The 26,257-nt window shown below is 44.7% G+C and carries 25 protein-coding genes; 10 read left to right on the plus strand and 15 right to left on the minus strand.

Annotated elements, in window-relative coordinates:
- Positions 1–5: 5 nt before the first annotated feature.
- From nqrE to bolA, 6 genes are all read right to left on the minus strand, one after another.
- A complete protein-coding gene (gene nqrE, locus MMA19_RS18540; protein ID WP_006075182.1) occupies positions 6–602 on the minus strand; it encodes an NADH:ubiquinone reductase (Na(+)-transporting) subunit E in 597 nt (198 codons plus the stop codon).
- Positions 603–609: 7 nt separating this feature from the next.
- The gene (locus MMA19_RS18545) at positions 610–1,242 is read right to left on the minus strand and encodes an NADH:ubiquinone reductase (Na(+)-transporting) subunit D (RefSeq protein ID WP_006075183.1); all 633 of its coding nucleotides are present in this window, start codon (positions 1,240–1,242) and stop codon (positions 610–612) included.
- The gene (locus MMA19_RS18550; protein WP_063604111.1) at positions 1,242–2,024 is read right to left on the minus strand and encodes a Na(+)-translocating NADH-quinone reductase subunit C; all 783 of its coding nucleotides are present in this window, start codon (positions 2,022–2,024) and stop codon (positions 1,242–1,244) included. The genes MMA19_RS18545 and MMA19_RS18550 overlap by 1 nt, the downstream gene beginning before the upstream one ends.
- Entirely contained in the window at positions 2,014–3,255 is a 1,242-nt protein-coding gene (locus tag MMA19_RS18555) for an NADH:ubiquinone reductase (Na(+)-transporting) subunit B (protein WP_240206927.1), read from the minus strand. The genes MMA19_RS18550 and MMA19_RS18555 overlap by 11 nt, the downstream gene beginning before the upstream one ends.
- Positions 3,256–3,258: 3 nt before the next feature.
- Positions 3,259–4,599, minus strand: coding sequence for a Na(+)-translocating NADH-quinone reductase subunit A (locus tag MMA19_RS18560; protein ID WP_006075187.1), 1,341 nt, complete (start codon positions 4,597–4,599; stop codon positions 3,259–3,261).
- A gap of 505 nt (positions 4,600–5,104) precedes the next feature.
- Positions 5,105–5,413 (minus strand): transcriptional regulator BolA, encoded by a 309-nt coding sequence (gene bolA, locus MMA19_RS18565; protein ID WP_006075188.1) that lies wholly within the window; start codon positions 5,411–5,413, stop codon positions 5,105–5,107.
- 151 nt (positions 5,414–5,564) lie between these two features.
- Between bolA and MMA19_RS18570 the strand changes: the two genes are divergently transcribed.
- The 4 genes from MMA19_RS18570 to MMA19_RS18585 all read left to right on the plus strand — a co-directional run bounded on the left by MMA19_RS18570 (position 5,565) and on the right by MMA19_RS18585 (position 9,389).
- Positions 5,565–6,695: a methyltransferase gene (locus tag MMA19_RS18570; protein ID WP_124940147.1), complete on the plus strand. Its 1,131-nt coding sequence runs from the start codon at positions 5,565–5,567 to the stop codon at positions 6,693–6,695.
- Between the two features lie 126 nt (positions 6,696–6,821).
- Entirely contained in the window at positions 6,822–7,391 is a 570-nt protein-coding gene (locus MMA19_RS18575; RefSeq protein WP_006075190.1) for a YajG family lipoprotein, read from the plus strand.
- A complete protein-coding gene (locus tag MMA19_RS18580) occupies positions 7,391–7,939 on the plus strand; it encodes a peptidylprolyl isomerase (RefSeq protein ID WP_124940148.1) in 549 nt (182 codons plus the stop codon). The genes MMA19_RS18575 and MMA19_RS18580 overlap by 1 nt, the downstream gene beginning before the upstream one ends.
- 82 nt (positions 7,940–8,021) lie before the next feature.
- Positions 8,022–9,389: an MFS transporter gene (locus MMA19_RS18585; RefSeq protein WP_240206995.1), complete on the plus strand. Its 1,368-nt coding sequence runs from the start codon at positions 8,022–8,024 to the stop codon at positions 9,387–9,389.
- A gap of 76 nt (positions 9,390–9,465) precedes the next feature.
- On the opposite strand, the gene MMA19_RS18590 is transcribed toward MMA19_RS18585, so the two are convergent.
- The 3 genes from MMA19_RS18590 to MMA19_RS18600 all read right to left on the minus strand — a co-directional run bounded on the left by MMA19_RS18590 (position 9,466) and on the right by MMA19_RS18600 (position 11,415).
- Positions 9,466–10,146: a ChrR family anti-sigma-E factor gene (locus tag MMA19_RS18590; protein WP_240206929.1), complete on the minus strand. Its 681-nt coding sequence runs from the start codon at positions 10,144–10,146 to the stop codon at positions 9,466–9,468.
- Position 10,147: 1 nt separating this feature from the next.
- The gene (locus MMA19_RS18595) at positions 10,148–10,726 is read right to left on the minus strand and encodes an RNA polymerase sigma factor (RefSeq protein ID WP_006075194.1); all 579 of its coding nucleotides are present in this window, start codon (positions 10,724–10,726) and stop codon (positions 10,148–10,150) included.
- Positions 10,727–10,818: 92 nt separating this feature from the next.
- Positions 10,819–11,415 (minus strand): LON peptidase substrate-binding domain-containing protein, encoded by a 597-nt coding sequence (locus MMA19_RS18600; protein WP_240206931.1) that lies wholly within the window; start codon positions 11,413–11,415, stop codon positions 10,819–10,821.
- A gap of 305 nt (positions 11,416–11,720) precedes the next feature.
- Between MMA19_RS18600 and MMA19_RS18605 the strand changes: the two genes are divergently transcribed.
- The 4 genes from MMA19_RS18605 to csdA all read left to right on the plus strand — a co-directional run bounded on the left by MMA19_RS18605 (position 11,721) and on the right by csdA (position 15,320).
- Entirely contained in the window at positions 11,721–12,506 is a 786-nt protein-coding gene (locus MMA19_RS18605; protein WP_062458116.1) for an outer membrane protein OmpK, read from the plus strand.
- A 130-nt stretch (positions 12,507–12,636) separates the two neighbouring features.
- The gene (gene panE, locus MMA19_RS18610) at positions 12,637–13,530 is read left to right on the plus strand and encodes a 2-dehydropantoate 2-reductase (protein ID WP_124940151.1); all 894 of its coding nucleotides are present in this window, start codon (positions 12,637–12,639) and stop codon (positions 13,528–13,530) included.
- A complete protein-coding gene (locus MMA19_RS18615) occupies positions 13,523–14,128 on the plus strand; it encodes a DJ-1 family glyoxalase III (protein ID WP_006071112.1) in 606 nt (201 codons plus the stop codon). Before panE ends, MMA19_RS18615 begins: the two co-directional genes overlap by 8 nt.
- A complete protein-coding gene (gene csdA / locus MMA19_RS18620; RefSeq protein WP_240206933.1) occupies positions 14,121–15,320 on the plus strand; it encodes a cysteine desulfurase CsdA in 1,200 nt (399 codons plus the stop codon). Before MMA19_RS18615 ends, csdA begins: the two co-directional genes overlap by 8 nt.
- A gap of 95 nt (positions 15,321–15,415) precedes the next feature.
- On the opposite strand, the gene csdE is transcribed toward csdA, so the two are convergent.
- From csdE to MMA19_RS18640, 4 genes are all read right to left on the minus strand, one after another.
- Positions 15,416–15,847 (minus strand): cysteine desulfurase sulfur acceptor subunit CsdE, encoded by a 432-nt coding sequence (gene csdE, locus MMA19_RS18625; RefSeq protein ID WP_031494092.1) that lies wholly within the window; start codon positions 15,845–15,847, stop codon positions 15,416–15,418.
- 9 nt (positions 15,848–15,856) lie between these two features.
- On the minus strand, positions 15,857–16,669 hold the full coding sequence (gene tcdA, locus MMA19_RS18630; RefSeq protein WP_006071107.1) for a tRNA cyclic N6-threonylcarbamoyladenosine(37) synthase TcdA: 813 nt from the start codon (positions 16,667–16,669) through the stop codon (positions 15,857–15,859).
- 106 nt (positions 16,670–16,775) lie between these two features.
- A complete protein-coding gene (gene mltA, locus MMA19_RS18635) occupies positions 16,776–17,873 on the minus strand; it encodes a murein transglycosylase A (protein ID WP_038222258.1) in 1,098 nt (365 codons plus the stop codon).
- A 70-nt stretch (positions 17,874–17,943) separates the two neighbouring features.
- Positions 17,944–18,390, minus strand: coding sequence for a DUF2850 domain-containing protein (locus MMA19_RS18640; protein ID WP_240206934.1), 447 nt, complete (start codon positions 18,388–18,390; stop codon positions 17,944–17,946).
- Between the two features lie 146 nt (positions 18,391–18,536).
- On the opposite strand from MMA19_RS18640, the gene argA reads away from it, so the two are divergent.
- Positions 18,537–19,874 carry an amino-acid N-acetyltransferase gene (gene argA, locus MMA19_RS18645; RefSeq protein ID WP_038222242.1) on the plus strand — a complete coding sequence of 446 codons (1,338 nt, stop codon included), beginning with the start codon at positions 18,537–18,539 and terminating at the stop codon, positions 19,872–19,874.
- Between the two features lie 198 nt (positions 19,875–20,072).
- Complete coding sequence (locus MMA19_RS18650; RefSeq protein WP_006071100.1) at positions 20,073–20,252, plus strand: hypothetical protein; 180 nt, start codon at positions 20,073–20,075, stop codon at positions 20,250–20,252.
- 71 nt (positions 20,253–20,323) lie between these two features.
- On the opposite strand, the gene recD is transcribed toward MMA19_RS18650, so the two are convergent.
- Positions 20,324–22,492 (minus strand): exodeoxyribonuclease V subunit alpha, encoded by a 2,169-nt coding sequence (gene recD / locus MMA19_RS18655; protein WP_240206936.1) that lies wholly within the window; start codon positions 22,490–22,492, stop codon positions 20,324–20,326.
- Entirely contained in the window at positions 22,492–26,109 is a 3,618-nt protein-coding gene (gene recB, locus MMA19_RS18660) for an exodeoxyribonuclease V subunit beta (RefSeq protein ID WP_240206996.1), read from the minus strand. Before recB ends, recD begins: the two co-directional genes overlap by 1 nt.
- Positions 26,110–26,257: the final 148 nt, after the last annotated feature.

The raw sequence follows: 26,257 nt of genomic DNA on the forward strand, positions 1-26,257 counted from the left end.
ATACCTTACAGTTGAACACCAGAGAAAGACATGAAGCCTAGTGCCATCAGACCTACTGTGATGAACGTGATACCAAGACCACGAAGACCAGGAGGTACATCAGAGTACTTCATCTTCTCACGGATACCCGCTAGCGCAACGATAGCTAGCATCCAACCCACACCAGAACCAAAGCCGTAAACGACTGATTCAGCAAAGTTGTAATCACGCTGTACCATAAATGATACGCCACCAAAGATTGCACAGTTCACCGTGATTAGCGGTAGGAAGATACCTAGTGCGTTATACAAAGGTGGGAAGAAGCGGTCTAGTACCATCTCCAGGATTTGTACTAGTGCTGCGATTACACCGATAAAGGTAATAAAGTTCAAAAAGCTAAGGTCGACACCTGCAACTAGCGCATTTTCTTTTAGAACTAGGTTATACAGTAGATTGTTTACAGGTACTGCGACTGTAAGTACAACGATTACTGCGACACCAAGACCGAAAGAAGTTTTAACTTTCTTTGAAACCGCTAGGAATGTACACATACCCAAGAAGAAAGAAAGCGCCAAGTTTTCGATGAAAATCGACTTAACTAATAAGCTAATATAATGTTCCATGACGCCGTTACTCCTTCGCTTCTACTTGTTCTGGCTTAATAATACGAATTACCCAGATCAGGAAGCCGATAAGGAAGAACGCTGAAGGCGCTAGAAGCATCATACCGTTAGGTTGATACCAACCACCGTTGCTTACCAGCGGTAGAACTTCCATACCGAACAGCTTGCCTGAACCAAATAGTTCACGGAAGAAGCCAACAGTGATTAGAACGAAGCCATAGCCAAGACCGTTACCAATACCGTCGATTAATGATGGGATTGGCTCAGACTTCATAGCGAATGCTTCCGCACGACCCATTACAATACAGTTGGTAATGATAAGGCCAACGAAAACTGAAAGCTGTTTAGATATATCGTAAAGATACGCTTTCAAAATTTGGTCTACCACGATTACCAATGATGCGATGATCGCCATCTGAACGATGATACGTACGCTATTTGGAATATGGTTTCGAATCAGAGATACAAAGAAGTTAGACAGTGCAGTAACGAAAATTACTGCTAAAGTCATTACAAATGCTGTCTCTAACTTAGTGGTTACTGCTAGAGCAGAACACACACCTAGAACTTGAAGTGCAATCGGGTTGTTATCCAACACCGGTGCCATCAGGCTCTTTTTCACATCTTTAGCACTAGACATTAGTTCAGACCTCCGTCACGAACTTTTGCTAGGAATGGACCAAAGCCCATATCACCCAACCAGAAGTCAAACGTACCTTGAACGCCGTTACCTGTCAGTGTTGCGCCAGATAGACCGTCAACACCGTGTTCAGAGCCTTCAGGTGCGCCACCTTTTACGATTTCGATCGCTGGCTTGAAGTTTTCATCAAACAGTTTCTTACCAACAAACTGTGCACGCCAAGACGGGTTCTCAATCTCACCACCCAATCCTGGAGTTTCACCTTGCTCGTAATATGTAATACCGTTCACAGTATTACCATCTGTCTGAACTGCCACGAACGCGTACATCATAGACCATAAACCCGTACCATGTACTGGTAGGATAACGCTGCTCACTTTGCCATTTTGCTTAACTAGATAAACAGTACCTACGTTAGCACGACGAATGATTTTTGCTTGGTCTTGTTCAGCTGTTAGGCGAATTGACTCCGAAGGGTCTTTCGCCGCTTTACGCTGATCGTAGTTGTTTGCATCGCTACCATCTGGAGCTGTATCAACAAACTCACCAGTATCAAAGTTCACAAGACGAGGTTCGATGTACTGACTATAAAGTTCAGCGACTGTGCCATTCTCTTTAATGCCAGCGACTTCGATAATTTTTGACTGTTTGTCTAGTAACGCGTTCGCTCTTTGCTTGTCACGCAGACCAACTGCTGCAAGCGATACAACGATTGAGCACACTAAGCTCAACGCGATAACAACAAACAGCGTCTTTTTAATGCTATCGTTATTACTTGCCATAGCGTGCTTCTCTCCGTTTAACGTTCTTCTCGATCACAAAGTGGTCGAATAGCGGTGCGAACAAGTTAGCAAATAGAATTGCTAGCATCATACCTTCTGGGTATGCAGGGTTCACAACACGGATCATGACACACATAGCGCCAATCAAAATACCGTAAGCCCACTTACCTTTATTAGTGAACGAAGCCGATACTGGATCCGTTGCCATAAAGAACATACCGAATGCAAAACCACCTAGCACTAGGTGCCAATGCCAAGGCATTGCAAACATTGCATTAGTATCTGAGCCAACAACGTTGAATAGCGTCGCCACAGCAACCATACCAACCATAACACCTGCGATAATGCGCCATGAAGCAATGCCCATGTAAACAATCATCGCTGCACCGATCATAAGTGCAAGTGTCGATACTTCACCAATTGAGCCAGGGATGTTACCAATAAACGCGTCCATCCAAGTGATCGTTTGGCCAGTAATGTTGTTGATAAGTGCGCCTTCGCCGCCTTGTGCCCATTGGCTTAGAGCCGTCGCGCCAGAGAAGCCATCTGCTGCAACCCATACCACGTCACCCGAAATTTGTGCTGGATACGCAAAGAATAGGAAAGCACGGCCAGCTAGAGCTGGGTTAAGGAAGTTACGACCTGTACCACCAAAGATCTCTTTTGCAACAACAACACCGAAGGTAATACCTAGAGCAGCTTGCCAAAGAGGAAGAGTTGGTGGAACAATCAGTGCGAACAGAATAGAAGTTACAAAGAAACCTTCGTTAACTTCGTGCTTGCGCACCATACAGAACAAGACTTCCCAGAAACCACCGACAATGAATACTGTCGCGTAGATTGGTAGGAAGTAAGTTGCACCAAGTAGCATCTTGCTGCCCCAACCCGCATCAGTCCCTAGCGTTCCGCCAAGGCCTTGGGTTAGCCAGTAGTGCCAGTTGCCATCGATAACGCTCGCAAGCTCAGCGCCAGCGTAAAGATGGTTAAGTGCCATAATTGCTTGGTTACCCGCGTTGTACATACCCCAGAACATTGCTGGGAATACTGCGAACCAAACCATGATCATGATGCGTTTTAGGTCAACGCTATCACGGACATGCGAGCTGCGCTTCGTGACCAGACCTGGCGTGTAGAATAGCGTTGCCGCTGCTTCGTACAGTGCAAACCACTTTTCATGTTTGCCGCCTGGTTCGAAATGATGCTCGATATCCTCAATGAATTTCTTAAGCATGGATTACCCTTCCTTCTCAATATTGTCTAGGCACTCACGTAGGAGTTGACCATATTCGTACTTACCTGGACAAACAAAGGTGCATAGCGCCAAATCTTCTTCATCTAGTTCAAGAGCACCAAGACGCTGAGCGCTGTCCTGATCACCTGCACATAGATCACGAAGTAATAACGTTGGCTCCATATCTAGAGGCATTACTTTCTCGTAGTTGCCGATTGGAACCATTGCACGATCACTACCGTTAGTCGTAGTTGTCATGTTGAACAACTGACCTTTGAATAGGTGACCTAGGAACGAACGAGTAATTGAGAACTTGTTCTTACCTGGTGTCGCCCAACCAAACAGTTCTTTATCACGACCTTCGCGCAATACAGACACTTGTTGATGGTAACGACCTAGATAAGCGTGTGGACCAGAAGCTTGAGTACCAGACAGTACTGAACCAGAAATGATTCGTACTTCACCAGGCATCAGCTCGTTGTTAGTGACATCATCTAGGCTTGCACCTAGTTGAGTTCTAACTAAACGAGGGTTATTAACTACTGGACCAGCAAGTGAAATCACACGATCTGTATAGATTTCGCCAGTGGTGAAGAGCTTACCGAATGCAATCACATCTTGATAATTAATGCTCCAAGCAACGTTATTCACGCTAACTGGATATAGGAAATGCATGTGAGTGCCAACAAGACCAGCTGGGTGTGGACCATTGAAAACATGCTCTTCGACATTGGATTGATTTGAGCGAGGTAGACTCGTTCCTTTTTTGCAGACGTAAACTTTGCCTTCTGTCAATTTAGACAGAATATCAAGACCTGCAACGAACGCTTCTTTTTGCTCATTGATAACCAATTCAGGCTCAGCCGCAAGTGGATTAGTATCCATTGCAGTTACGAAAATCGCTTGAGTCGTTGAATCGATCGCCGGTACCTTGCTAAACGGACGAGTACGCAACGCAGTCCACATACCTGATTCAACCAGTTGAGTTTTGATCACTTCGCGATCAAGACCTGCTAGTTGGTCAGCTGTGTAGCTATCGAAAGTAACTTGCTCGTCACCTGCCACTTCAATCACAACAGATTGTAGGACACGCTTCGCGCCACGGTTAACTTCAATAACCTTACCGCTTGCTGGAGAAGTGAACTTAACACCAGGATTCTTTTTATCTTCAAAAAGAACCTGACCTTTTTTCACTTCATCACCCACGCGAGCATGCATTGTTGGACGCATACCCACGTACTCTTCGCCAAGCAAGGCGACTTTAGTGATGGACTTACCATCATTAATCACCTGGGATGGAGTTCCTGCGATAGGAAGATCCAAGCCCTTCTTTATTGTAATCATACGCACTTGCACTACTTTTATCGGGAAAAAGATTCTTTAAAATTGCGTAACATATAGACACGACATTGAGTGTCTAACCTTGGTTTTATTAGCACCAAGGCAGCAACATCACTTTAACAATCTCGTCATAGAATCACTGCGAGATTTTTCTGGTGCGGTAGTTTAGCATCATTTGCAAAGGGGATGCCATGATGAATCCCTGCAAAGGGGTCATTATTTCGAAACTTTTGCTATCTCTAGGGTTGCGAATATGTATAACTTTGACCAATCGCACAAAGTCTTATTAACCCTTTTGAAAATAAGCAATTGCCCCATTCATATCCTGAAACATTCTTCACTAACAAAAACACATAACATTATATGTTGACACGCTGTTAATGATTTACCACCAAAGTGGTAGTAAATCCATCAAACACTTACGCAAAAATAACTAAGGTTTATCGTTGACGTGTGTGATTGTTACTGAAGCGCTATGACCTGCACCAAAACTAGAAAGAGTATAGAGCTATTTACCGCCGCCTGCGCAATTAGGACTGTTTGGGGCTAGTTGATTCTCTTTTGTCCACTCTTCTGGTGTATAAGTATGGATTGCTAAGGCATGAACAGGGCCTGCCAATTCATCTGCTAAGACCGTGTTTATTTTTCGGTGCCTTGCAATAAGACGCTCGCCATTAAAGCAATCGCTGACAACAATTACTTTAAAATGACTCTCTGACCCTGGAGGGACATTATGCATATTGCTTTCGTTGCGAACGTCTAAGAATGTGGGGTTGAAAGTCTGATGGAGCTTTTGCTCGATGGTTTGTTGAATCATCTTACTTCCTTGGGCTGTAACTATTTATTTTTATTTAGACGGTAAAGTATATACTTTACTTAATCAAGAATCTTCCCTTAAATCATATTCGCCTTGGCGAAAGTTCCGAGATTTTGTCAAAATACAACCATTGTCACCAAATCACAGCATTATGAAGACTGAATTAAACCTATTTGAGCGCTCATATTCACTATTTCGTTTCCCTAAACTCAACAATGAACAACTTCAAGCTTGGGATGCTGGAGACGAATACCTGATTCAAAATTTTGAAGAGCTAAAACTGCCTACTGGCTCTAACATTCTGATTCTTAACGACAGTTTTGGTGCCCTAAGTTGCTGGTTTTCAGAACAGCATAAGGTGACTACAATCAGTGATTCTTTTATCTCTCATCAGGGCATTAAGCATAATTTAGAGCTTAACCATTGCAAACCCATCGATCTTCGAGCCTCAACCGATGAATGGCCGCAACAGGTAGATATCGTGTTGATGCAGATTCCCCGTAACAATCGTTACTTGACATGGCAACTCAACCAAATCGCCTTAAAGTACAGAGATAACTGCTCGCTCATTGCCGTGAACAAAGCAAAAGAGATCCATAGTTCTACTCTCAAGATTTTTGAAAAATATGCGGGACACACCACAACTTCACTCGCTTGGAAAAAGCATCGTTTGGTGTTTTCAGATCTGAATAGCGTGCATCAAGAGAGTATTGACCCTTATACAACTTGGCCAGTATCAGAGCATAAATTGGTACTTTCTAACTTACCAAATGTATACTCCGGGGAAAGTCTTGATTTGGGTGCGCGGTTTATCCTAGAACATCTTAAGAGCAACACCAAATATCAAGATATCGTGGATTTGGGGTGCGGTAATGGCGTATTGACACTGAAGCTAAAGCAACTCAATCCTCAAGCAAATATCACAGCTATCGACGAAAGCTTTATGGCCGTGAAGTCAGCTCATCACAACCTAACTTTAAACAACCTCGCTCTCGATGGTTGTGAGTTTGTGGCTAATAATTGTTTAGACGGTTTCCAGGCAAATAGTCAAGATTTGGTAGTTTGCAACCCACCTTTCCATCAACAACAAGCGGTGACCGATCACATTGCGTGGCAAATGTTCTGTGATGCTAAGCAAGTTCTTCGAGATACAGGGGAGTTAATGGTTATCGGCAATCGTCATCTAGGCTACGATAAAAAACTAGCACGACTCTTTGGCAAACACAATGTAAAACTTGTCGCATCTAACGCCAAATTTGTTATTTTACAGGCAACTAAGTAAAGTTTGAGTCATTGTTGCTGCTAATAGTCATATAGCTTAACAATAATCGGATAATATTCATCATGAAGCCCAAGCGGACTTCATAACTTTACTCGTCATTTTGAAGAGTGTGAAAAGGAATAATCAATGAGAAAGCTCGTTCTGGCTGCTTCAGTCGTTTTACTTGCTGCATGTGCAAGTCCTCAAAAAGAACAGATTAATTTTGCGCCTACCGCGGCAACCAGCGCTGCCAAGATCGTTGAAGGTAAGGCGATGTCCATCTCTAGCCAAGATGTCCGTACTGCGCAATACGTAGCTTTACTGGATAATGGTCGAGCGAACATCACCCCAGTGCATGCTAGACAGAATGTTCGCATTGGTATCGAGAACGCCCTAGTCAACCAATTCTCTTCAGAGGGTTATCAGGTTACCGTAAACAGCAAAAACACACTAAAAGTTGAGATCCAAGAAGCATTAGTCTCAGTCAAGCACACTGTGATGGAGAATGATATGAACGCAACGGTCATTCTCGAGCTAACAGCAGAGAATGAGCAGGGTAAATTGGTGAAGACCTACACTGGTACCGCAAAGCGCTCTGGGTTAATGAGTGCTTCTAACGAAGAGATCGAAACCGTACTTAACGACACCGTAAACCTTGTTTTAAAAGAAATTTCTAACGATACTGAGCTACAAGATTACATGAAGGAACGTTTCTAATGATTAAAACACTTGTCGCTTCCCTAGCACTGATCGCTACGAGCGTTTTTGCGGGACCAAAAGTAGAAGTCGAAACAAATTTGGGTTCATTCATCGTAGAACTAAACCAAGAGAAGGCACCTATTACGGTAGAAAACTTCTTAACCTATGTTGAAGATGGCAGTTACGTGAACAGTCAATTTCACCGCGTAATTCCGGGATTTATGGCACAAGGTGGTGGTTTTGACAGCAAGTTTAACCGCTTACCTGTTAACGCCCCAATCAAAAATGAAGCCTCAAACGGACTGGATAATGACGCAGCAACCATTGCAATGGCCAGAACTCAAGATCCAAACTCAGCAACACGTCAGTTCTTCATTAACTTCGTTGATAATGATTTCTTGAATTACAGCGTGACAAATCCAGGTTACGCAGTATTTGGCCAAGTTATTGAAGGCTTTGACGTCGTCCAGAAAATGGCACAGAAACCCACACGCAGTGTTCGTGGAATGCGAGATGTTCCTTTAGAGCCTATCGTCATTACAAAAATACAACGTATTACTGAATAATACGCAAAAATGAGAGAGGATTTCCTCTCTCATTTTCCTATCAGCTCACCCCCTAGCAAGGAGCGTACTTGTGGAACATAAAATGACGTGGTTAGACACGGTCAAAAGCTATTGGGACAAACGACTGCTTTGGGTCTTTATGTTGGGGTGCTCAAGTGGCTTTCCATGGGTTCTAATTGGTTCAAATATGTCCGGATGGCTTAAAGATGCAGGTTTAACTCGTGCTGCCATCGGATATTTTGGTTCTGTTTTTGCTGTCTATGCAATCAACTTTTTGTGGGCTCCATTAGTCGACAGGGTAAAGTTACCTGTCTTGCACTCAGCCCTCGGTCAACGTCGTAGTTGGATATTCTTGTGTCAGAGCTCCATTCTGGTTGCTACCTTATTCATTGCAGGTGTTAACCCCGCCAATGACTTGATGTTTACGTCAATGCTCGCTTTGTGTATCGCTATTTCATCGGCAACGCAAGATATTGCAATCGACGCATTTCGTATCGACACCTTCCCAAAATCTGAGTCGAACAAGCTACCACAAGCATCAGCTATGGCTGTGATTGGTTGGTGGACAGGCTACTCGTTACCTGGCTACCTCGCGTTTATCAATGCTGACTCAATGGGATGGAATGGCGTCTACTATGGCATGGCCGGAATCGTTGCTATTTTGATGCTATTTACCCTTCTCGTAGGAGAACCAAAAACCGCACGGGATAAACTGCAAGCTGAAGCCGAGAAGCGCCATGAGAAAGTGGTTGGCAATCCAGTAATTAGCTGGCTATCAGTTACTGTTATTGAGCCTTTTCTCGACTTCTTCCGCCGTAATGGTGTTCAAGTCGCGATTACCCTACTGTTGTTTGTTTTCTTGTTTAAAATCGGCGAGGCCTTCTTAGGTAGAATGTCAATTCCGTTCTACAAAGAGATCGGTTTTAGTAACGAGCAAATCGGCTACTATTCCAAACTCATTGGCTGGGGCGCAACCATCTTATTTACACTATTAGGCAGCATGTTCAATGTGCGTTTTGGTATTGTAAAAGGGTTGATGATTGGTGGTATCGCGATGAGTGCCAGTAACTTGATGTTTGCATGGATCGCGAAGGTTGGTCCGAGTGAGCACCTGTTCTTAGCAACCATTCTAGTGGACAACTTTACCACCGCCTTCTCCACTGTCGCTTTCGTTTCGTTCCTTACCGTACTGACAGGTCAGGCTTTCTCGGCTACACAATACGCCTTGTTGGCTTCTTTGGGTAACTTCGGTAGAACTACCCTGGCTTCATTTAGTGGGGAACTGGTTGATGCGCTAAATGACTGGGCTCTCTTCTTTGTCATTACGTCGTTAATGGTCATTCCAAGTCTTATTATGCTCTATTCATTAAGGCACTATTTTACAGATCTCTTGGATAAAGCACGTAAAAGAGACCAAGAAGAAATTAAAGACGATAAGCTCGTTGAATAGATACATCGTTGAAATAAAAAGAGCCTCAGGATTAATTTGAGGCTCTTTTCTCTGCGTCTTTGTCGGACCTTGAGGCTTAAGGATACATTCCCTTACCAAACATATTAAATACTCTTGCTACGCCCTGGGTGAAAATCATTGGCTCGGTTAGGATCGATAGACACAAACAATCTTGTCCTTCAACGGTCTGAGGCGCATGCTTGGTTTCACCGTCTTCACGAATGAAATCTCCGACATGATATTCGCCGTTTTCATCTTTAAAACTACCGTGTAACACAAGTGTCGATTCGAACCCTTTATGGGTGTGCTGAGGCACCTGAACGCCTTGGTTTATGTAGAGGAGACTTACTCTACATTCCTCGTCCACATCGATTGTTGACGTAAACACCTTGCCGCCGTAGCTACGCCATTCACTCATCCTCTCTACGAGAGGAGCTATCGTTGCCGGTACAGTAAATTCTTTGCCATCTACTTGCACCTTGCCGGGTTTTCTCACCTTGGGCTTCGAGTAGTCAGCATCAAGGGTCATAATATCGTCGAGCATATTAGAAAAAACCAGCTCCAGATCTTTTGAAGATTTTTCATCCTTCGAACTTAAGGACATCATCGCTTCGCCAGCTTCTGTTTCAAACCTCGTCACTTTAGCGCGACATTCTGAGCAAGACTCAATATGTGAGGCGATTGCTGCACCGTGCGCAGAATCTATCTCACCCGTCGCATATAGCTTTAGTAATTCTGAATTAGGGTGGTGACTCATATCAATTTGCCTCCATTGAATGTCGAAGTTTCTCCACTGCTAACCTCAACCTCGATTTAACGGTTCCCAGCGGAATATTGAACATCTCAGCGACTTGTTGGTGCGGTAACTCTTCCAAATAGACTGCTTGCACTACTTCCCTCTGAGCCTTGGGCAACTCATCCAAAAACTTAATTATTTGCTCTTTCAAACGATCAGTTTCCGGAGAATAGTGTTCTACAAAGTCAGGTGGACAATAATCTGTAGGCCAAATGTCATCGGCGTGGACGTGAAGCTCTTTACCTTTTTGCTTGCGGAGCATGTCGAAGCATAAGTTACGAGCAATAGTATAAATCCAAGTCGATAACGAACTTTTCGAGCCGTCAAATAAGTGAGCTTTTTGCCATACTGTCGCCATGGTTTCTTGGACCATTTCAATGGCCACTTGCTCATTACCCATGTGCTTAAAGGTGAATTGCTTCAACCTAGGAGTGAAATAGTTAAACAGGTTAGCGAAGGCACTTTTGTCCCTTTGCTTGACCCGTTCCATACATTCTGCCCATTCTTGCTTACTAAGGGCTTGGGGACTGTCTAATGTCATGCCATGTATCCCTAGAGTTCCAGATAATCCGTCTTTCTACCTAAATACTTACGACAAATTTACAACAATGATCACTACGATTGCACAAATATTTAGTGTCGAGTTACATTATCAACGTCGTCGCTGCGAAACGCTTCTCCCAAAAATGACAAAGTAGCTGAGCAATCCTGCTGTGTTACAAGATGTTCAAAATGATGACATTCGAGTGGTAATACTTCCAGCCACCTCTGGCTTACCCACGTCGCATCATCAAAAAAGCGGTGAAGGTACAGATCGCCAATTTGAGGAAACTTTTCGTAGACATGTTGGAGCCTCTCACCAAGAAATTGGTCTTCATCACTTAAATCGGTTGGAGGCCAACTTTCTATCCAACTGACCTGAGCTTGACGCAAACCGTCTTCTTCAGATTCAACATGTTGAATCTGAAACTTGCGTATCCCAGAAACGGTAACGCCAAGCATTCCATCTTCAAGGCTCTCGAAATCTACAATGCTGACGTAGGTGCCTATAGATGAAACGTTACTAGGGATAGCTCCCGCAGATGCACTGATCAAACAGACGCCAAACCCTGTTTCGTTTTTAAGACACTCCGTTACCATGCGCTTATAACGAGGTTCAAAGATTCTGAGCCTCATTTTTCCCTCGGGTAACACCACGGAGCGCAATGGAAACAACTTTATCTGCGTCATCATAGTTCCTTTTAGTTTTCGATACCCTTTCTACGTTAACTCACTAAATACGATCAGAACCAAAATATGTTAACAACTATCGAAATTTTGTTATCACACAGATCGACAATATTGATTAAATTGTAGGCTATTTATAAAAGTTCCCATCCACCGTTAGTATTTGTGACTACTCTCACAAACTTTAGTAAACGTTTGCGATGTTGCACATTTACTTTGAGATATAAATCGCTATCATGCCCACCCATCGGATGAGTTCGCATGGATTCGCGGCTAATTTCAGTACAACTTAAAGAGTAGTTAACACTATGCGTAAATCACTTTTAGCTCTTGGCGTTGTTGCAGCGGTAGCTTCTGTACCAGCTTCAGCAGAATATCTATACGGTTTTGGTGGCGTTTATCTTGATCATCAGAGCTGGGATCACGGTCCTAACTCTATCCAAGATGGTAACAACGGTAACGGTCGTAACCAGTTTGTTCTTGGTATTGAAGGTGGTGCAGGTTTCACTTGGGGTGAACTGTACGGTTTCTACGATCGCGAAAGTGTTGAAAAAAGTGCCTCTGAGCAAAAGAACTCATTCAAAGGTACTGCGCACGTTTACTTAGGTGATACAGGCGTCTCGCTATACGGTCAGGTTTACCACCACGACAACCCATCACAAAGTGAAACCAACCGTGTTTTAGGTCTTGGTTATACGGCTCTACAAGGTGATAACTGGTTCTTCAAACCGTGGATTGGTGTTCATGACATCACATCTTGGGATGATTTTGGAGTCAACAAAAATGTTAACGGTCGAAATGGCTACATGGCAGGTTGGACAGCGCGCTACGGTTTCGAAGCGTTTGGCCAAAACTTCTCGTTCGTTAACTGGAACGAAATCGAATTTGACCGTAACGATGCGTATGCAGAAAACCAAGGCGGCAAAAACGGCCTTAACGGTGCATTGCTATTCAACTGGCACGCAACAGAGCACCTAACTGCAGCTATCCAATACCGTTACTTCAACAACAAGCTTGGTGTTTACGGTTCTTCTGGTGCAAATCAACAGCACTACGGTGATGCAATCATCTACCGTCTACAATACAACTTCTAATTCTTCGAAGTTAGATAAAATGGCGCTGCGGCGCCATTTTTTGTATCACCAACTCGCTAACATAGCTTTCGAAAACCACAGCTAAATTTGCTATTCTTCTACCCTCTCTTTCCACGATTACATAGCTATTGTGAATATTACTATTTTAGGCCCCGGCGCCATTGGCTCTTTGTACGCTTATAAGCTTCATCAGGCAGGGCATCGAGCTTCGGTTTGGGGGCGTTCACCTCAAGATACCGTAGTCATCGAGCTAGATGGTGGTAGTGCTATCCACTTACCCAATTGCGATGTCACCTCACTTCAAGCGAGTGATCTTGTTATCGTTACATTGAAAGCATGGCAAGTGGAATTGGCTTTAAAGCCACTACTTAAACATTTAAATAGCGATACCATTTTACTCTTTCTTCACAATGGTATGGGCACCGTTGAGCACTTAGAAACCGCCATTAATCACCACCCAGTGTTACTTGGTACTTCTACTCACGGCGCGCTTAAACTATCAAGTTCACAAGTACGCCATACCGGCCTTGGCCAGACCTTTATTGGGGCCTGGAATGACAAAGGTTCACGTTGTTCCTTTATCGCCGACGTTCTCGACCATGCTTTTAAACCAGTAGTTTGGAATTCTGAAATTCAAACTGCACTATGGAGCAAACTTGTTATTAACTGCGCCATAAACCCATTAACAGCTATCAACAACTGTCAAAATGGTGGACTGGCTCATAAAGATTATCAGCAACAGATCGCCATGGTAGTGCGCGAAGCAACTGAGTGTGCAAACAAAGTGGGAGTGACTCTTAAAGCAGAAGAGATGTTGGATACCGTCTACAAAGTCATCCATGCCACTGCGCAAAACTACTCATCCATGCATCAAGACATTTATAATAAAAGACAAAGCGAAATTGATTATATTACCGGCTATGTGGTCTCTATTTCAAAGCGATACGGTATTGCTGTTCCCACCAACCTAGCCCTGTATCATCAAATTAAACAGATCGAATCAAGTTGGAATCAACATGACTAAGAAAATCCTTGTTCCCATAGCGCCAGGCACCGAAGAGATGGAAGCGATTACCATCATTGACATTATGGTGCGTGCAGGTTTCAACGTGACCGTCGCTAGCGCGGCATTTGATGGCGCGCTGACGATGAAAGCGTCACGTGGTGTCACCCTGACTGCGGATTGCAGGCTGGTCGATGTCGCCGATGAAGAGTTCGATGTTATCGCCTTACCAGGCGGTGTAGGCGGCGCCGAAACATTTCGAGACAGCACATTATTAGTCGAAATGGTTCGCCAACACCAATACGACGGCAAACTGGTTGGTGCTATCTGCGCAGCTCCTGCATTGGTTCTGCAACATCATCAGCTTTACCCGAATGCGCTGATGACAGGCCACCCAAGTTTTCAATCACATATCCCAGAAAACCGCTGGCGCAGTAAACGAGTAACAATTGATATCAACCACAACCTTATCACAAGCCAAGGCCCAGGAACCGCCCTCGAATTTGCGATTGAAATTATCATCGCCTTATGTGGTAAAGAAAAAGCCTGGCAAGTGGCTGAGCCAATGATCACCAACCCGACTCTTCACTACCATAAAATGGGTAAATACGATGAGTGAGTTACTCAACATTCGGGCCCAGTTCCCAGCTATTGATGGCGATTTGGTTTATCTGGACAGTGCGGCAACGACACAAAAACCGCAAGCTGTAATCGACTGTATCACTCAGTACTATGGTAACCAAAACGCCAACGTCCATCGTGGTTCCCATTCACTCACCGCGGTTGCAACCGAGCGCTTTGAAGCAGCGAGAGAAACCGTGGCACGCTTTATTAATGCGTCTTCTAGTAAAGAGATCATCTGGACACGAGGAGCAACCGAAGCACTCAATCTTATCGCACAGACTTACGCTCGAAGCACCCTACAACCAGGGGACGAGATTCTGGTTTCTGAGATGGAACATCATGCAAATATTGTCCCGTGGCAAATCGTTGCTGAGCAAACTGGCGCGAAGGTTGTTAAGATTCCAATAACACCAAAATGTCACTTTGATCTTAATGCGTTTGAGGCGCTACTCAGCCCGAGAACGAAAATTGTCGCCACTACGCAAGTCACTAATGTTACTGGAACTGCTCTACCGCTGGATAAGATTGTAACGCTAACCCGGGCTAACACCGATGCCATTATCATAGTCGACGGTGCGCAAGGTATTGTTCATCAGCAAACGGATGTACAAGCGTTGGATGCTGATTTCTACGTCTTTTCAGGACATAAACTGTATGCACCAGCTGGTATTGGGGTGCTGTATGGCAAGCTAGCTCTACTAGAAGCTATGCCGCCTTGGCATGGTGGTGGCAAGATGGTGGAAAAAGTGTCCTTTGAAGGCACCACATTTAGTCAACTACCCGGAAAGTTTGAAGCTGGGACTCCGAATGTGGCAGGAGCCTTAGCACTAGCTTGTGCCATAGACTGGCTATCAAGCTATGACCGCCAACTACTAGAGAGTCACATCAGTGACCTACAACACCAAGCTTTTCAGGGTTTGAGCGCCTTGGAGGATATTCGCATCATCGGTTACCAACCTGGTGCAAGCGTCATCACTTTTGTGATGGATGGCGTTCATCATCAAGATATCGCCACACTGTTAGACCAACAGAACATTGCATTAAGAGCTGGTCATCACTGTGCTCACCCATTAATGGATGCGCTTGGTGTAAAGGGAACAGTTCGAGCATCTTTTGCTATTTACAACACAAAAGAAGATGTAGAGAGATTTCTTACCGCACTAACCAAAGCGGTGGATATGCTGTAGCGATTACGCCCTAAGCTTCAATAACATAGCTTCAATAACATCGCTTCAATAATAAGGTCGACTAACGAATGTGAGTCGACCTTATTTATAATCAATTACTCTGACGCTTTAGACTTAATGACATCAACAATGGCTTTCAAGCCATTACCGCGAGATGGACTAAGATGATTGATGAGGTTTAACTGTGCGAAATACTCATCCAAGTCGAACGCCAATATTTGCTCCGATGTTTTACCATTGAAAGCTGCCAAAACGATAGCGATCAAGCCACGAACGATTCGCGCATCAGAATCTGCCTGAATCTGCCATTTGCCTTCTTGCTGTGTCAGTACTAACCATACTGAGCTTTCGCAGCCAGCAACTAGAACCTGATCCTGCTTGAGAGATTCATCCAATACTGGCAACTTCTTACCCCACTGAATAACCTGTCGATAGCGGTCTTCCCAACCTTTCAATTGAGCCATGGCGTCAACAACATCTTGTGCGTTGATTTCCAATCCAAATGGGTTGTTGTTATCTGATGACATAAGCTGCCTCTATTTCTGCGCGTATTTCTGAATAAGCTTCTCAACGATACGAGACACCGCAACAAAGCCAAATGTCGCTGTCACTACCGTAGCCGCGCCAAAACCACTTGCACAATCCATACGTTTTGGCCCTTCCGCCGTGGACTTCACTCCACAGACAGAACCATCAGCTTGAGGGTATTTAAGCTGCTCCGTAGAAAATACGCAGTCAATGCCAAACTTACGTGCAGGGTTCTTACTAAAGTTGTGATGACGACGCAAAGTGTCTTTGAGTTTCTTAGCTAACGGGTCTTGAATCGTTTTTGTCAGATCCGCCACCATAATTTGTGTTGGATCGGTCTGTCCACCAGCTCCACCAGTGGTCACCACTTTGATTTTGTTGCTACGACAGTAGGCCAATAGCGCTGCCTTAGGTTTAATGCTGTCAATGGCATCCAGTACATAGTCAAAGTCTTTACTGATGTATTCCGAGACATTGTCTGCTGTAATAAAGTCATCAATCAAATTAACTTTGCATTCGGGGTTAATCAATTTTACCCGCTCAGCCATAACTTCAATTTTGCTCTGACCAACAGTACCTGACATCGCATGGATTTGGCGGTTAATGTTGGTCACACAAACGTCATCCATATCGATAAGAGTCAGCTCACCCACGCCAGTTCTTGCAAGCGCTTCAACCGCCCATGAACCCACACCACCAATTCCTACCACACAAATATGCGCCGCACGTAAGATCTCGACCTCACTGTTGCCGTATAGTCTGCGCGTGCCGCCAAATCTTTGATTGTAGCTATCAGAAGCTGGTTGGTTAAGTTCTCGCATGGGTTACCTAACTTGTCTCGGAGAAAAAAGAAAGAGTGCGATTTATACGCACTCTTAGTAAAAAGGTCAACTATGTACGAAACACGCTCTTACTATTTTCTCAATGTTACTTTTTCTCAGGTGGCAATGCCCATGGACTCTCTGTCGCCGAGTTTTCTAGGCCAAGCTTCCAAACTCGACCAAAGTGCTTATAGTGACCAGCCTGTGTACCTGCAAAATCACCCATCCCATGATATAGGTCGAAGTGGTTTCCTTTTACCGCCCCACCGGTATCAAGCACAATCAATAGACGTAATTCATGGGCACCGCTCCACGTACCATCCGCATTCAACAGCGGTACTTCTGCGAGGATTGGTGTTCCCATTGGAAATGCTGAGCGATCACCCGCTACCGACGCCATTGGCAATAATGGAATGCCAGCCGTACCCGTCACCGGTGCGGCATCTTGAGGCTGGAAGAACACATACGAGGTATTTTGCTCTAGTAGCTCTTGCACGGTCTGCTCATCTTGCTGCATCACCCAATCTTTGATGGCTTTAAGCGACATCTTTTCTTTTGGTACTTCACCGCGTTCAATAAGCACACGTCCGATACTCACGTATGCCTTGTTGTTTTTGCCGGCGTAGGCGAAATATTCGAGCGTGTCATCATCTTCAAAATGAACAAAGCCACTACCCTGCACTTCCATAATGAATGGATCAATCAAGTTGCTTGCATAGCCAAGTTCTAAACCTTGACCATTAAGCGCACCACCGTAGATTTCAGCTCGAGTTGGGCAGTCTTGCGAACAATCTGGTAAGGCATAGACCGGATAGCGGAAGGTTTCATCTGGCTTGTGACGCAGTTCCATCACTGGCGAAAAATAGCCTGTAAATAACACATTACCTTTGTTATCGCCGCCACCTAATTGGGCCGCTTGCACACCAAAATTTGCCAGTTGCGCTGGATCGCCACTTTGGATCGCCCACGCCTCTAGTTGCTCATACAAAGGCTGATAGATTTTAGCCATCGACGGCGATTTCTTAATCACTTCATCTGCCTGACTTGCAAAAGAGTTGAAGTTTCTAGGTTGGTTCGACTCGATAACTTCGGTCTTGTTAAGCAGTTTGGTAAATTCGCCATCTTGATATTGCTGAGCGCGGTCAGTTTGTGCGCAGCCAAATACGAGCAATACAGAGGCGAGAGGCAGAATACGTTTGATCAAGTTAGTCATCCCTTATTTGTGGTGCATTCAGGATGGCAAACTCTTTAAAAAAGCGCAATAAAACCGAACGTTATAGTAGGTTGTTTTTGTGTTTTCCTGACAAAACAAAGATGGGATTGTAATGAGTCGGTGATAATTGCCTCAATTCCGTTTTAGCTTCATTAAGAATGTGATAACGATACAAGGTAGGACCAACATAGAATGACAATTCATCACGAGTAAGCTCAAAGTCTGTCGCAACTACTCGGTTATCGATAACCACTTTATCAGGAGTAAGCTCGAAGGAATCTCTAGCAAAAGGAGCCGCATCTCTTTCGTACCAAACACCGTACACGGCCTGTTTTGGATTCGCATGAGATTGATAACGATCATACAAGTCTTGATATAATCCCAATACTGCTAAGCTACCGACTAACGCCAGCACGATTAAGGTTCGTTCCAACCACTTATTGGTTTTTAGTCTAGCTGCCGGTATTGCTTTGATTCCGACTACACCGCTTTGCTTACCGCTACTCATACCAAGCCTTACCATTTATCGACAGCGACATATTGTCACTGCAAATCCAATCATGCAACTCATCACCTAAACTGCGCAAATTAAACCTTGCGCAAAACTGAATAAAAAGTCATTATTTCAACATAAATAAACCAAGAGTAAGCCGCGTGAAGATTCGTAGTACCGCCTTAGTAAAAGGATTTAGGCAGTCCACACCTTATGTTAATGCACACCGTAACAAGACCATGGTCATTATGTTAGGTGGCGAAGCATTTTCCGATAAAAACTTCACCAATATCGTCAGCGACATTGCCTTACTGCACAGTCTCGGTGTCAAACTGGTTCTCGTCCACGGCGCGAGACCACAGATAAACCAATTACTGGAGCAAAATGATTGCCATTGTCCTTACCACAAGGGAACACGTGTTACGACGGAAAAATGTCTCGATTACGTGATGCAAGCGACGGGAAGATTGCAACTCGACATCACCGCTCGCCTGTCTATGAGCCTTAATAATACTCCTATGGCAGGCAATCAACTTAACGTCATCAGTGGCAACTTCGTTATCGCGCAACCTCTTGGAGTCGATAATGGCATCGACTACTGCCACAGTGGACGAGTCCGTCGTATCGATATCCAAGGAATCAACCAAGTACTCGATCAAGGTTCTATTGTACTTCTTGGCCCGGTTGCCGGCTCTGTCACAGGCGAAACTTTTAACCTTCTCTCAGAAGAAGTGGCGACCCAAGTCGCAATAAAATTAAATGCCGATAAATTAATTGGTTTTTGTTCCGAGCAAGGCGTGTTGGATGAAAATGGAAATGCTATTGCAGAACTATTCCCTGCCGAGGTCAATCAACTTATTGAGCAGTTCGAGGATAAAGAACGCGTTAACGAGGGTGAAAGCAGCGGTACGCTACGTTTTTTACGTGGCGCTCAGTCGGCTTGTCGCGCGGGCGTTCCTCGTTGTCACCTTATCAGCTATAAAATTGATGGCGCATTGATACAAGAGCTATTCTCTCTTGACGGTATCGGAACGCAGATAGTCATGGCCAGTGCCGAACAAGTTCGACAGGCAGATATTGATGATATTGGCGGTATTTTTGATTTGATTCGCCCGCTTGAAGAAAAAGGTATTTTAGTTCGTCGTTCGCGCGAGCAACTTGAGCAGGAAATCCATCAGTTTACCATCATAGAAAAAGATGGGTTGATCATTGGCTGTGCGGCACTTTATCCATATCTACATGAAAAGATGGCGGAAATGGCCTGTGTCGCTATTCATCCCGATTATCGTGATGGCAACCGTGGCGTGTTATTACTCAATCACATGAAACAACAATCAAAGATGAAAGGGATAGAGCAGATTTTTGTGCTAACCACTCATAGCTTGCACTGGTTTAGAGAACAAGGATTCTTAGAGATCGGTGTAGAGTCCTTGCCAATGGCAAAACAAGATTTGTACAACCTACAGCGCAAATCAAAGATATTGTCTGTAGCAGTTTAATAATAGCTCGATAGCCGTCGATTTTATGAAATCGATTGCTATCAATAAAATTCACAAATTATTTTACTTCTCAAAGATTACTGTCTAAAATTCGCTCAAATCACAGGCATTTTTGTGATGGGACTCCCAAATACATAGCGCTTTTTGGGGAATGCAAGGATAGCTAGGTGTGCCACGACAACTTTAAGAGTGACATCTATGCGTACAGTTATTTGCAATTCCATTCAGAGCTTCTGGGATATGGCTGAAAACCAGTTCTTAGAAGGACACAATGTCCATTGCGTGTTTCCGGTAACTGACAAGGTAAAATCTCTAATGAAGATTTACCAACAACAGTATCGAATCAACCAAATCACGTATTCAGAAGTCTTTAACTAAAGGCTTTGGGCATCTACCGCCATGGATGGTGGAAAACCACTCACTGTATCCCCTCATTCTATTCTCACGCTTTAGTTCGCTAACCGCTTCGCTAAACCACTATGTCGTAAAGTTTTATGGCGAATACCTCGATTCACGACTCGTTGATCAGCCACCAAGGTGAACTGTTTTTTCGCTCGGGTAATGCCAGTATAGATAAGCTCTTTAGTCAACAAGGGCGAGAAGTCGGCTGGTAAAATCATAAACGTATGAGAAAACTCACTGCCTTGAGACTTATGAATCGTCATCGCATAAGCTGTCTCATGCTCAGGCATACGGCTCGGCAGCACAGACTTAATACTACCATCAGGCAATTCAAAAAATACTTTCAGCCTTGGTGTCTCAGCGCAATGGTCCCACATACAAATGCCTATATCACCGTTAAATAAGCCAAGACCATGAGCATTTCTCGTCACCATCACAGGACGGCCGATATACCACGCCTCGTCACCGCGAGAAATTAGCCCGCGTTGCTTTAGACGTTTTTCGATTCGCTGATTAAGCCCTGAAACTCCAAAATCGCCTTCACGAACCGCACACAACAACCGGCTTTGGGCAAAACTGGAGAGCACCTCTCTCGCCAAACGCTGCTGCCAATATGACAACGTTTCAGCACTTTGCAGTTCTTCTCCTTGCGGATTGGCGCGCACCAATAGCGTCAGGTAATCTTTGTAAGTACGTACTAGCTTATCAACTAACTGTTGATAGCTATCCGCACTTAAGGCTAGCCATTCAATATCATCAAATGTTTTGTTCCAGACCTGATCAAAACCGTAGCTATTTGCCGAGTTAACTTGCTTAGCCAGTTGACCTATGCCAGACCTTGCATCAAAACGATAACTTTTTTGTAGCACGCACAAACTATCAACCAATGCAGAGGCGGATTTTGAGGATTCCACTTTGCCAGCTAATCGGCAATCAAACTGTGTTAACGCTTGAATCAAATCATTTTGCTGACTGCTGTAACCAAACTGAGCAAAGTCACAAATGTCCGACAACACTGCTCCGGCTTCCACTGAGGCTAGCTGGTCTTTGTCTCCAAGAAGAATAAGTCGAGCATGCGCCGGTAACGCATCCAATAGACGATGCATCATCGGCAGATCCACCATAGACGCTTCATCGAGAACCAACACATCTAAATGCAATGGGTTAGCGTTGTTATGTCGAAACTCAACGCGACCGGGGATTGCACCGAGTAAGCGATGTAGCGTGCTCGACTCCGTTGGAATTTGCTGCTTAATTTCTGGCTCCACAGTTAACGAGTCTACCGCTTTACCTATGGATTCCGTCAAACGAGCTGCCGCCTTCCCCGTTGGCGCCACCAGCTTAATTGAAGGTGATTCACCGGCTTGATTCGCCTGATGTACCATCGCAGCTAACAACTTAGTTACCGTCGTAGTTTTGCCAGTACCAGGTCCGCCTGATATCACAGCGAAGCGACGTGTAAGCGCAACTGCGGCTGCCACTTTTTGCCAGTTTAAACACAGAGATAATGGAATAGCATCATCCAAACCTTGAAGTGCTTTTACGTTTGTCGCTTGCGTGACTATATCGTCAACATATTGCCAATCGATAGATTCCGGCTTAACCACATCGAGAAAATCGCAGATAACTTGCTGGCGCATAACCTGATTATTCTGCTCTGCGGGTAGAGCAGACAAAGCGGAATAAAGATAGTGGTACTCACGCGTGAATAGGCGATCTAACATCTTTGCGACGCTTTGCAGCGCATCTCTCCCAATGGAAATCGGTTCAGCCATGGCATGGAGGCGAGTAGCGATCGTCTGTTCAAAGTAGTAATAACGCTGTAGATATAATCTATTTTGCTGCCAAACCAATGGCGTGACCGCCGATGTCATAATGTCGTTTGGAGACAAACAGGTAACCGTAGACGCCTCCGTCATTACCTTTTGCCAATCGACTTGAGTCACCATGCACTCTAGCGACTCAGCAGCTTCACCGTACAAACCGATCAAGCTTGGCATCGGCAGAGAGACTTGCTCATCTGCATCAAGGTTGACGCAAATATGCCCTTGACCTAATTGGTAGCTTGTAACCGCAGCTAACCACATCAACGGATCTCGATGCTGTTGCTCAATGGAAGAGATAAACTTCGCAAACTGAAAATCCAGCGGTCTCAAGACATTTTTTTCCGCTAGATACGTGACCCATTCGGAGAAGTTTTTTAATACCATTGCCATCAGAATCCTAACCCCATTTGCTCATTTGTCTCATCTAATTGCAAAGACTCTCCTGAAATAAGCCCATCTAATGCTTCTATCATGGCTTTGTCGGGCCTAGCACTAAAAATACCGGAGTCAGAGTCGGGCCTAACACCACGTAAAAAGAGATAAAACACGCCGCCAAAATGCTGGTCATAATCGTAATCAGAGATACGGGTTTTCAAGAACCGATGCAGCGCTAGTGCATAAATTTGGTACTGGAGATCATAGCGATGATCAACCATAGCGTTATCGAGTTGATGTTTTTGATAACGCTCTGCTTCATCACCTAAATGGTTAGATTTCCAGTCGAGCACATAGTACTTACCTTGATGTTCGAACACTAAGTCAATAAAACCTTTAAGCATGCCTTTAACGGTGTAAAAGCCCAGTTCGTTCGCCTTAGCGGATAACGCATCGTAGCGTTGTATAACACGGTTTAATGACACCGCATCAAGCACTTCAATCGGCAACAGAAACTCCATTTCCACCAAACGTTGCGTAGAGTCCTTATCCCTTAAGTACAGCGCTTCACCATCTAACGCCGTATTCATGACCTGATCGACAAGTTGCTGAATCACCGGTAACCATTCTGCATCGTATTGCTCTCGCTCGAGAAGCTGTCGAATAACCTCGCTATTTTGTAGTGATGTCGCGGGCTCGGTAAATTCGATTTCTTCAAACACGGTATGTAAAAACGTGCCGGGACGCGCCCCTTTAGGAAAATGAAAAATGGTTTTTTCTGGTTCCAATAACAAGTCGACTTCGTGCTCTTCGGATGAATCGATATCAAGTCCAGATGCTTCAATAAACACCTCACTATCGTTGCTATGATGGCTCTGTTTTACAAGAGCTGAATAACTGGTGATTCGCCAGTCACGATCAATGGCCATTGATTGAGCTTTAGCGACGAGCTCTTCGGTCGGTTGCGCCAACTCTTGATAACGCTCCTCATCAAGTTCTGGTACCTCTGTAATAGCGATAGCTTGAGAAGCATTGGCAAGCTGATTGAGCGCAGAACTTAACTCGCTCACTCCCATTTCTTGACCATTTTGGATTAGATGCCCTATTGCGCTGTGATGAACTCCAGTTGGCTCCTTGGTTGAGCGGCCATTTCTCAGTGGCGCCATCCCGATAAAACAACCATAAACTGCACGAGTTAATGCCACATAGATGAGGCGCAAATCTTCGGCAAGCCGCTCTTTATCGGCTTGTGCCATAGAGGCTGATGATTGACGTAGATCGAGTACCGATGATTGGCTTTCGGCATCATAATACTTGGCTTCCATCGCTTCTCGATAACTCACCACAAACGGCAAATAAACCAAGTCGTATTCCAAACCCTTTGACTTATGAATAGTGATAATCTGAACGAGATTACGCTCTGACTCTAAACGCTGAATATGCTCATCACTAGAGCCTAATCCTTGCTTGGCATCCTCTATCGCTTGCCCCAACCAACGTAGTAATGCACTGTCGCTCTCCATATCTTGTCTTGCTGCTTGCAGCAGTTCGCCCAAGTGGAGATAGTCGGTAAGTAATCGCTCACCACCATCAGTAGACAACAATCGGTTGGAGATTTCTCGCTTAAACAATACTGAACGCAGCATTGGTAAAATACCGCGCGATATCCACTGTTGGCGATAGTCACGAAATTCAGCAACCACTTGTTCCCAGAGGTTTTCATCATTATTGAGGCTGTCCAGTTGAACGGCAGGCAGAGCAAATAGCTGGGAGGCTAACGCACTTTTTAGCATTCTTTCATCGTCTTGATGCCAAACTGCCAGCATCAAACGCAGTAAGTCATCAGCTATTTCGCTGGTAAAAACGCTATCACGGTTGGAAAGATAAACACTAGCGATACCGCGCTCAGCCAAGGCCTGTTTAATCAACTGACCTTCACTACCAGTTCTCACCAACACTGCGATATTGCCCGCTTCAATCGCTTCGTTGTTGTCACCATTAATCAGCGCTGCTTTACCGGTTTGGGACTGGGTTAATACCTGTTTGATGTGCTGAGCGGTGGCAGCTGCCATCGTTGGTACATACTCACTCTTAGCAACGGGGGATTCCGCGTCTTGGAGCCAAAACTGCATTGCCGCTTGATGTTCACCGTTAAACTGCCACTGCATTTTACTCGCTTTAGGGCTAGCATTGACAGCATGAAACGGAATATCATCATCGTAAAGAAAAGCCGAATCTGCCTGTTTAAACAGTGCATTAACGCCAGTGACCATGCTCTCGCTGGAACGCCAATTCGTACCTAACGTATAGTGGTCTTGTACCTGGTTTCGAGCTTGTATATAAGTAAAGATATCAGCGCCACGAAATCCATAGATCGCCTGTTTCGGGTCACCAATCATAAACCAACCACAGTCGGCGTGACTTAAGTACACATGACTAAATATCTGATACTGAAGCGGATCCGTATCTTGGAACTCATCGATCATCGCAACCGGAAATTGTGTTCGGATTTTTTCCGCCAGACTGTCACCAGATTCGCTGTCCAAAGCCGCCGACAAATGGGTCAGCAAATCATCAAATGAGAGCCATTGCTTTTGTTCCTTAGCTAGAGCCAATCGCTGACGACAATGCTGAATAGCCAATGCCAACAACGAGGTTTTGAGCTCAGGTGGCTGTGCTAAGAAGGCTTCAATCTCAGTAAAGATCGTCATCGTTGGCGCGTCGCCTTTTGGCGTTTTTTCTGTAAGAACGTTTTGAGCAAATTTTTCTAATTGCGTTGGTAGGTAGTAGTCCAATGTTTCTTGTTTAGACCAATCAGTAATCGCCTCAACCCAAGTCGGCAGTGACTTTTTAGTGTAACTGCGTTTGTTTACATCCGATTGACTCACACATCCAACAATGTCGTCAGCGACCGCTTGCCATTCCGATTTAAGGGTTCGGATTCGCTGTAAATTCTGTGCATGAAGCTGGGTAATATCACTGCAAGCATCGACATTTGTTAGCGACAGCGCCGGACCTGTCAGGTAACTGGTAATGACTTGGAGTAGATCATTTGGCGTCGCCCATAGCTTTCGGACTTCACTTGCAAGCTCCAACCCCAGAGGATAAAACTGACTGCGCCAAAAATCTGCGACCACTTGAGCTTTTAGTCGGCTTTCGTCGGTGATGAATTCATTATTAAATCGAGATCCAGACTCAAACGCATTTTGTGTCAGCATTCTTTGGCAAAAACCGTGGATGGTGTACACCGCCGCTTCGTCCATTTGACGTTCTGCCTGAAGCAAAGTATCTACCGCAAAGCGATGATCTGTGATGTCATCTAGAAGAGGTTTAATGACCGGGTCGTCACTATCACCGCGCGCAAAAGCAATTCTAGCCTGATGAATTCGAGCGCGAATACGATCTCTAAGCTCAGCCGTTGCCGCTTCAGTAAACGTTACGACTAAGATCTGGTCAACAGTTAGTGGCTGTTTATGACGACTTTGGTCGCTGCCATGACCGAGAAGTAGGCGCAAATAAAGGCCCGCAATGGTAAATGTTTTACCAGTACCCGCTGACGCTTCTATTAATCTTGCACCGTGCAATGGAAACTGCATGGTGTCTAACGCTATTGGTTCATGGCTCTGTGACATGGTGTTTAAACTCAACTGTGTGATCCAACGCTTAATTCTTTAATTCTATCAATAAGATGAAACTATCATTTATACAGGGTGCGATCGCATTCACGGAATTCATTATCTGCTCCCACTACTATGCGCCCTAGAAACTGGTCCCTCTGAC

This window comes from Vibrio sp. CyArs1 (assembly GCF_022432925.1).
Classification (GTDB): domain Bacteria; phylum Pseudomonadota; class Gammaproteobacteria; order Enterobacterales; family Vibrionaceae; genus Vibrio; species Vibrio mediterranei.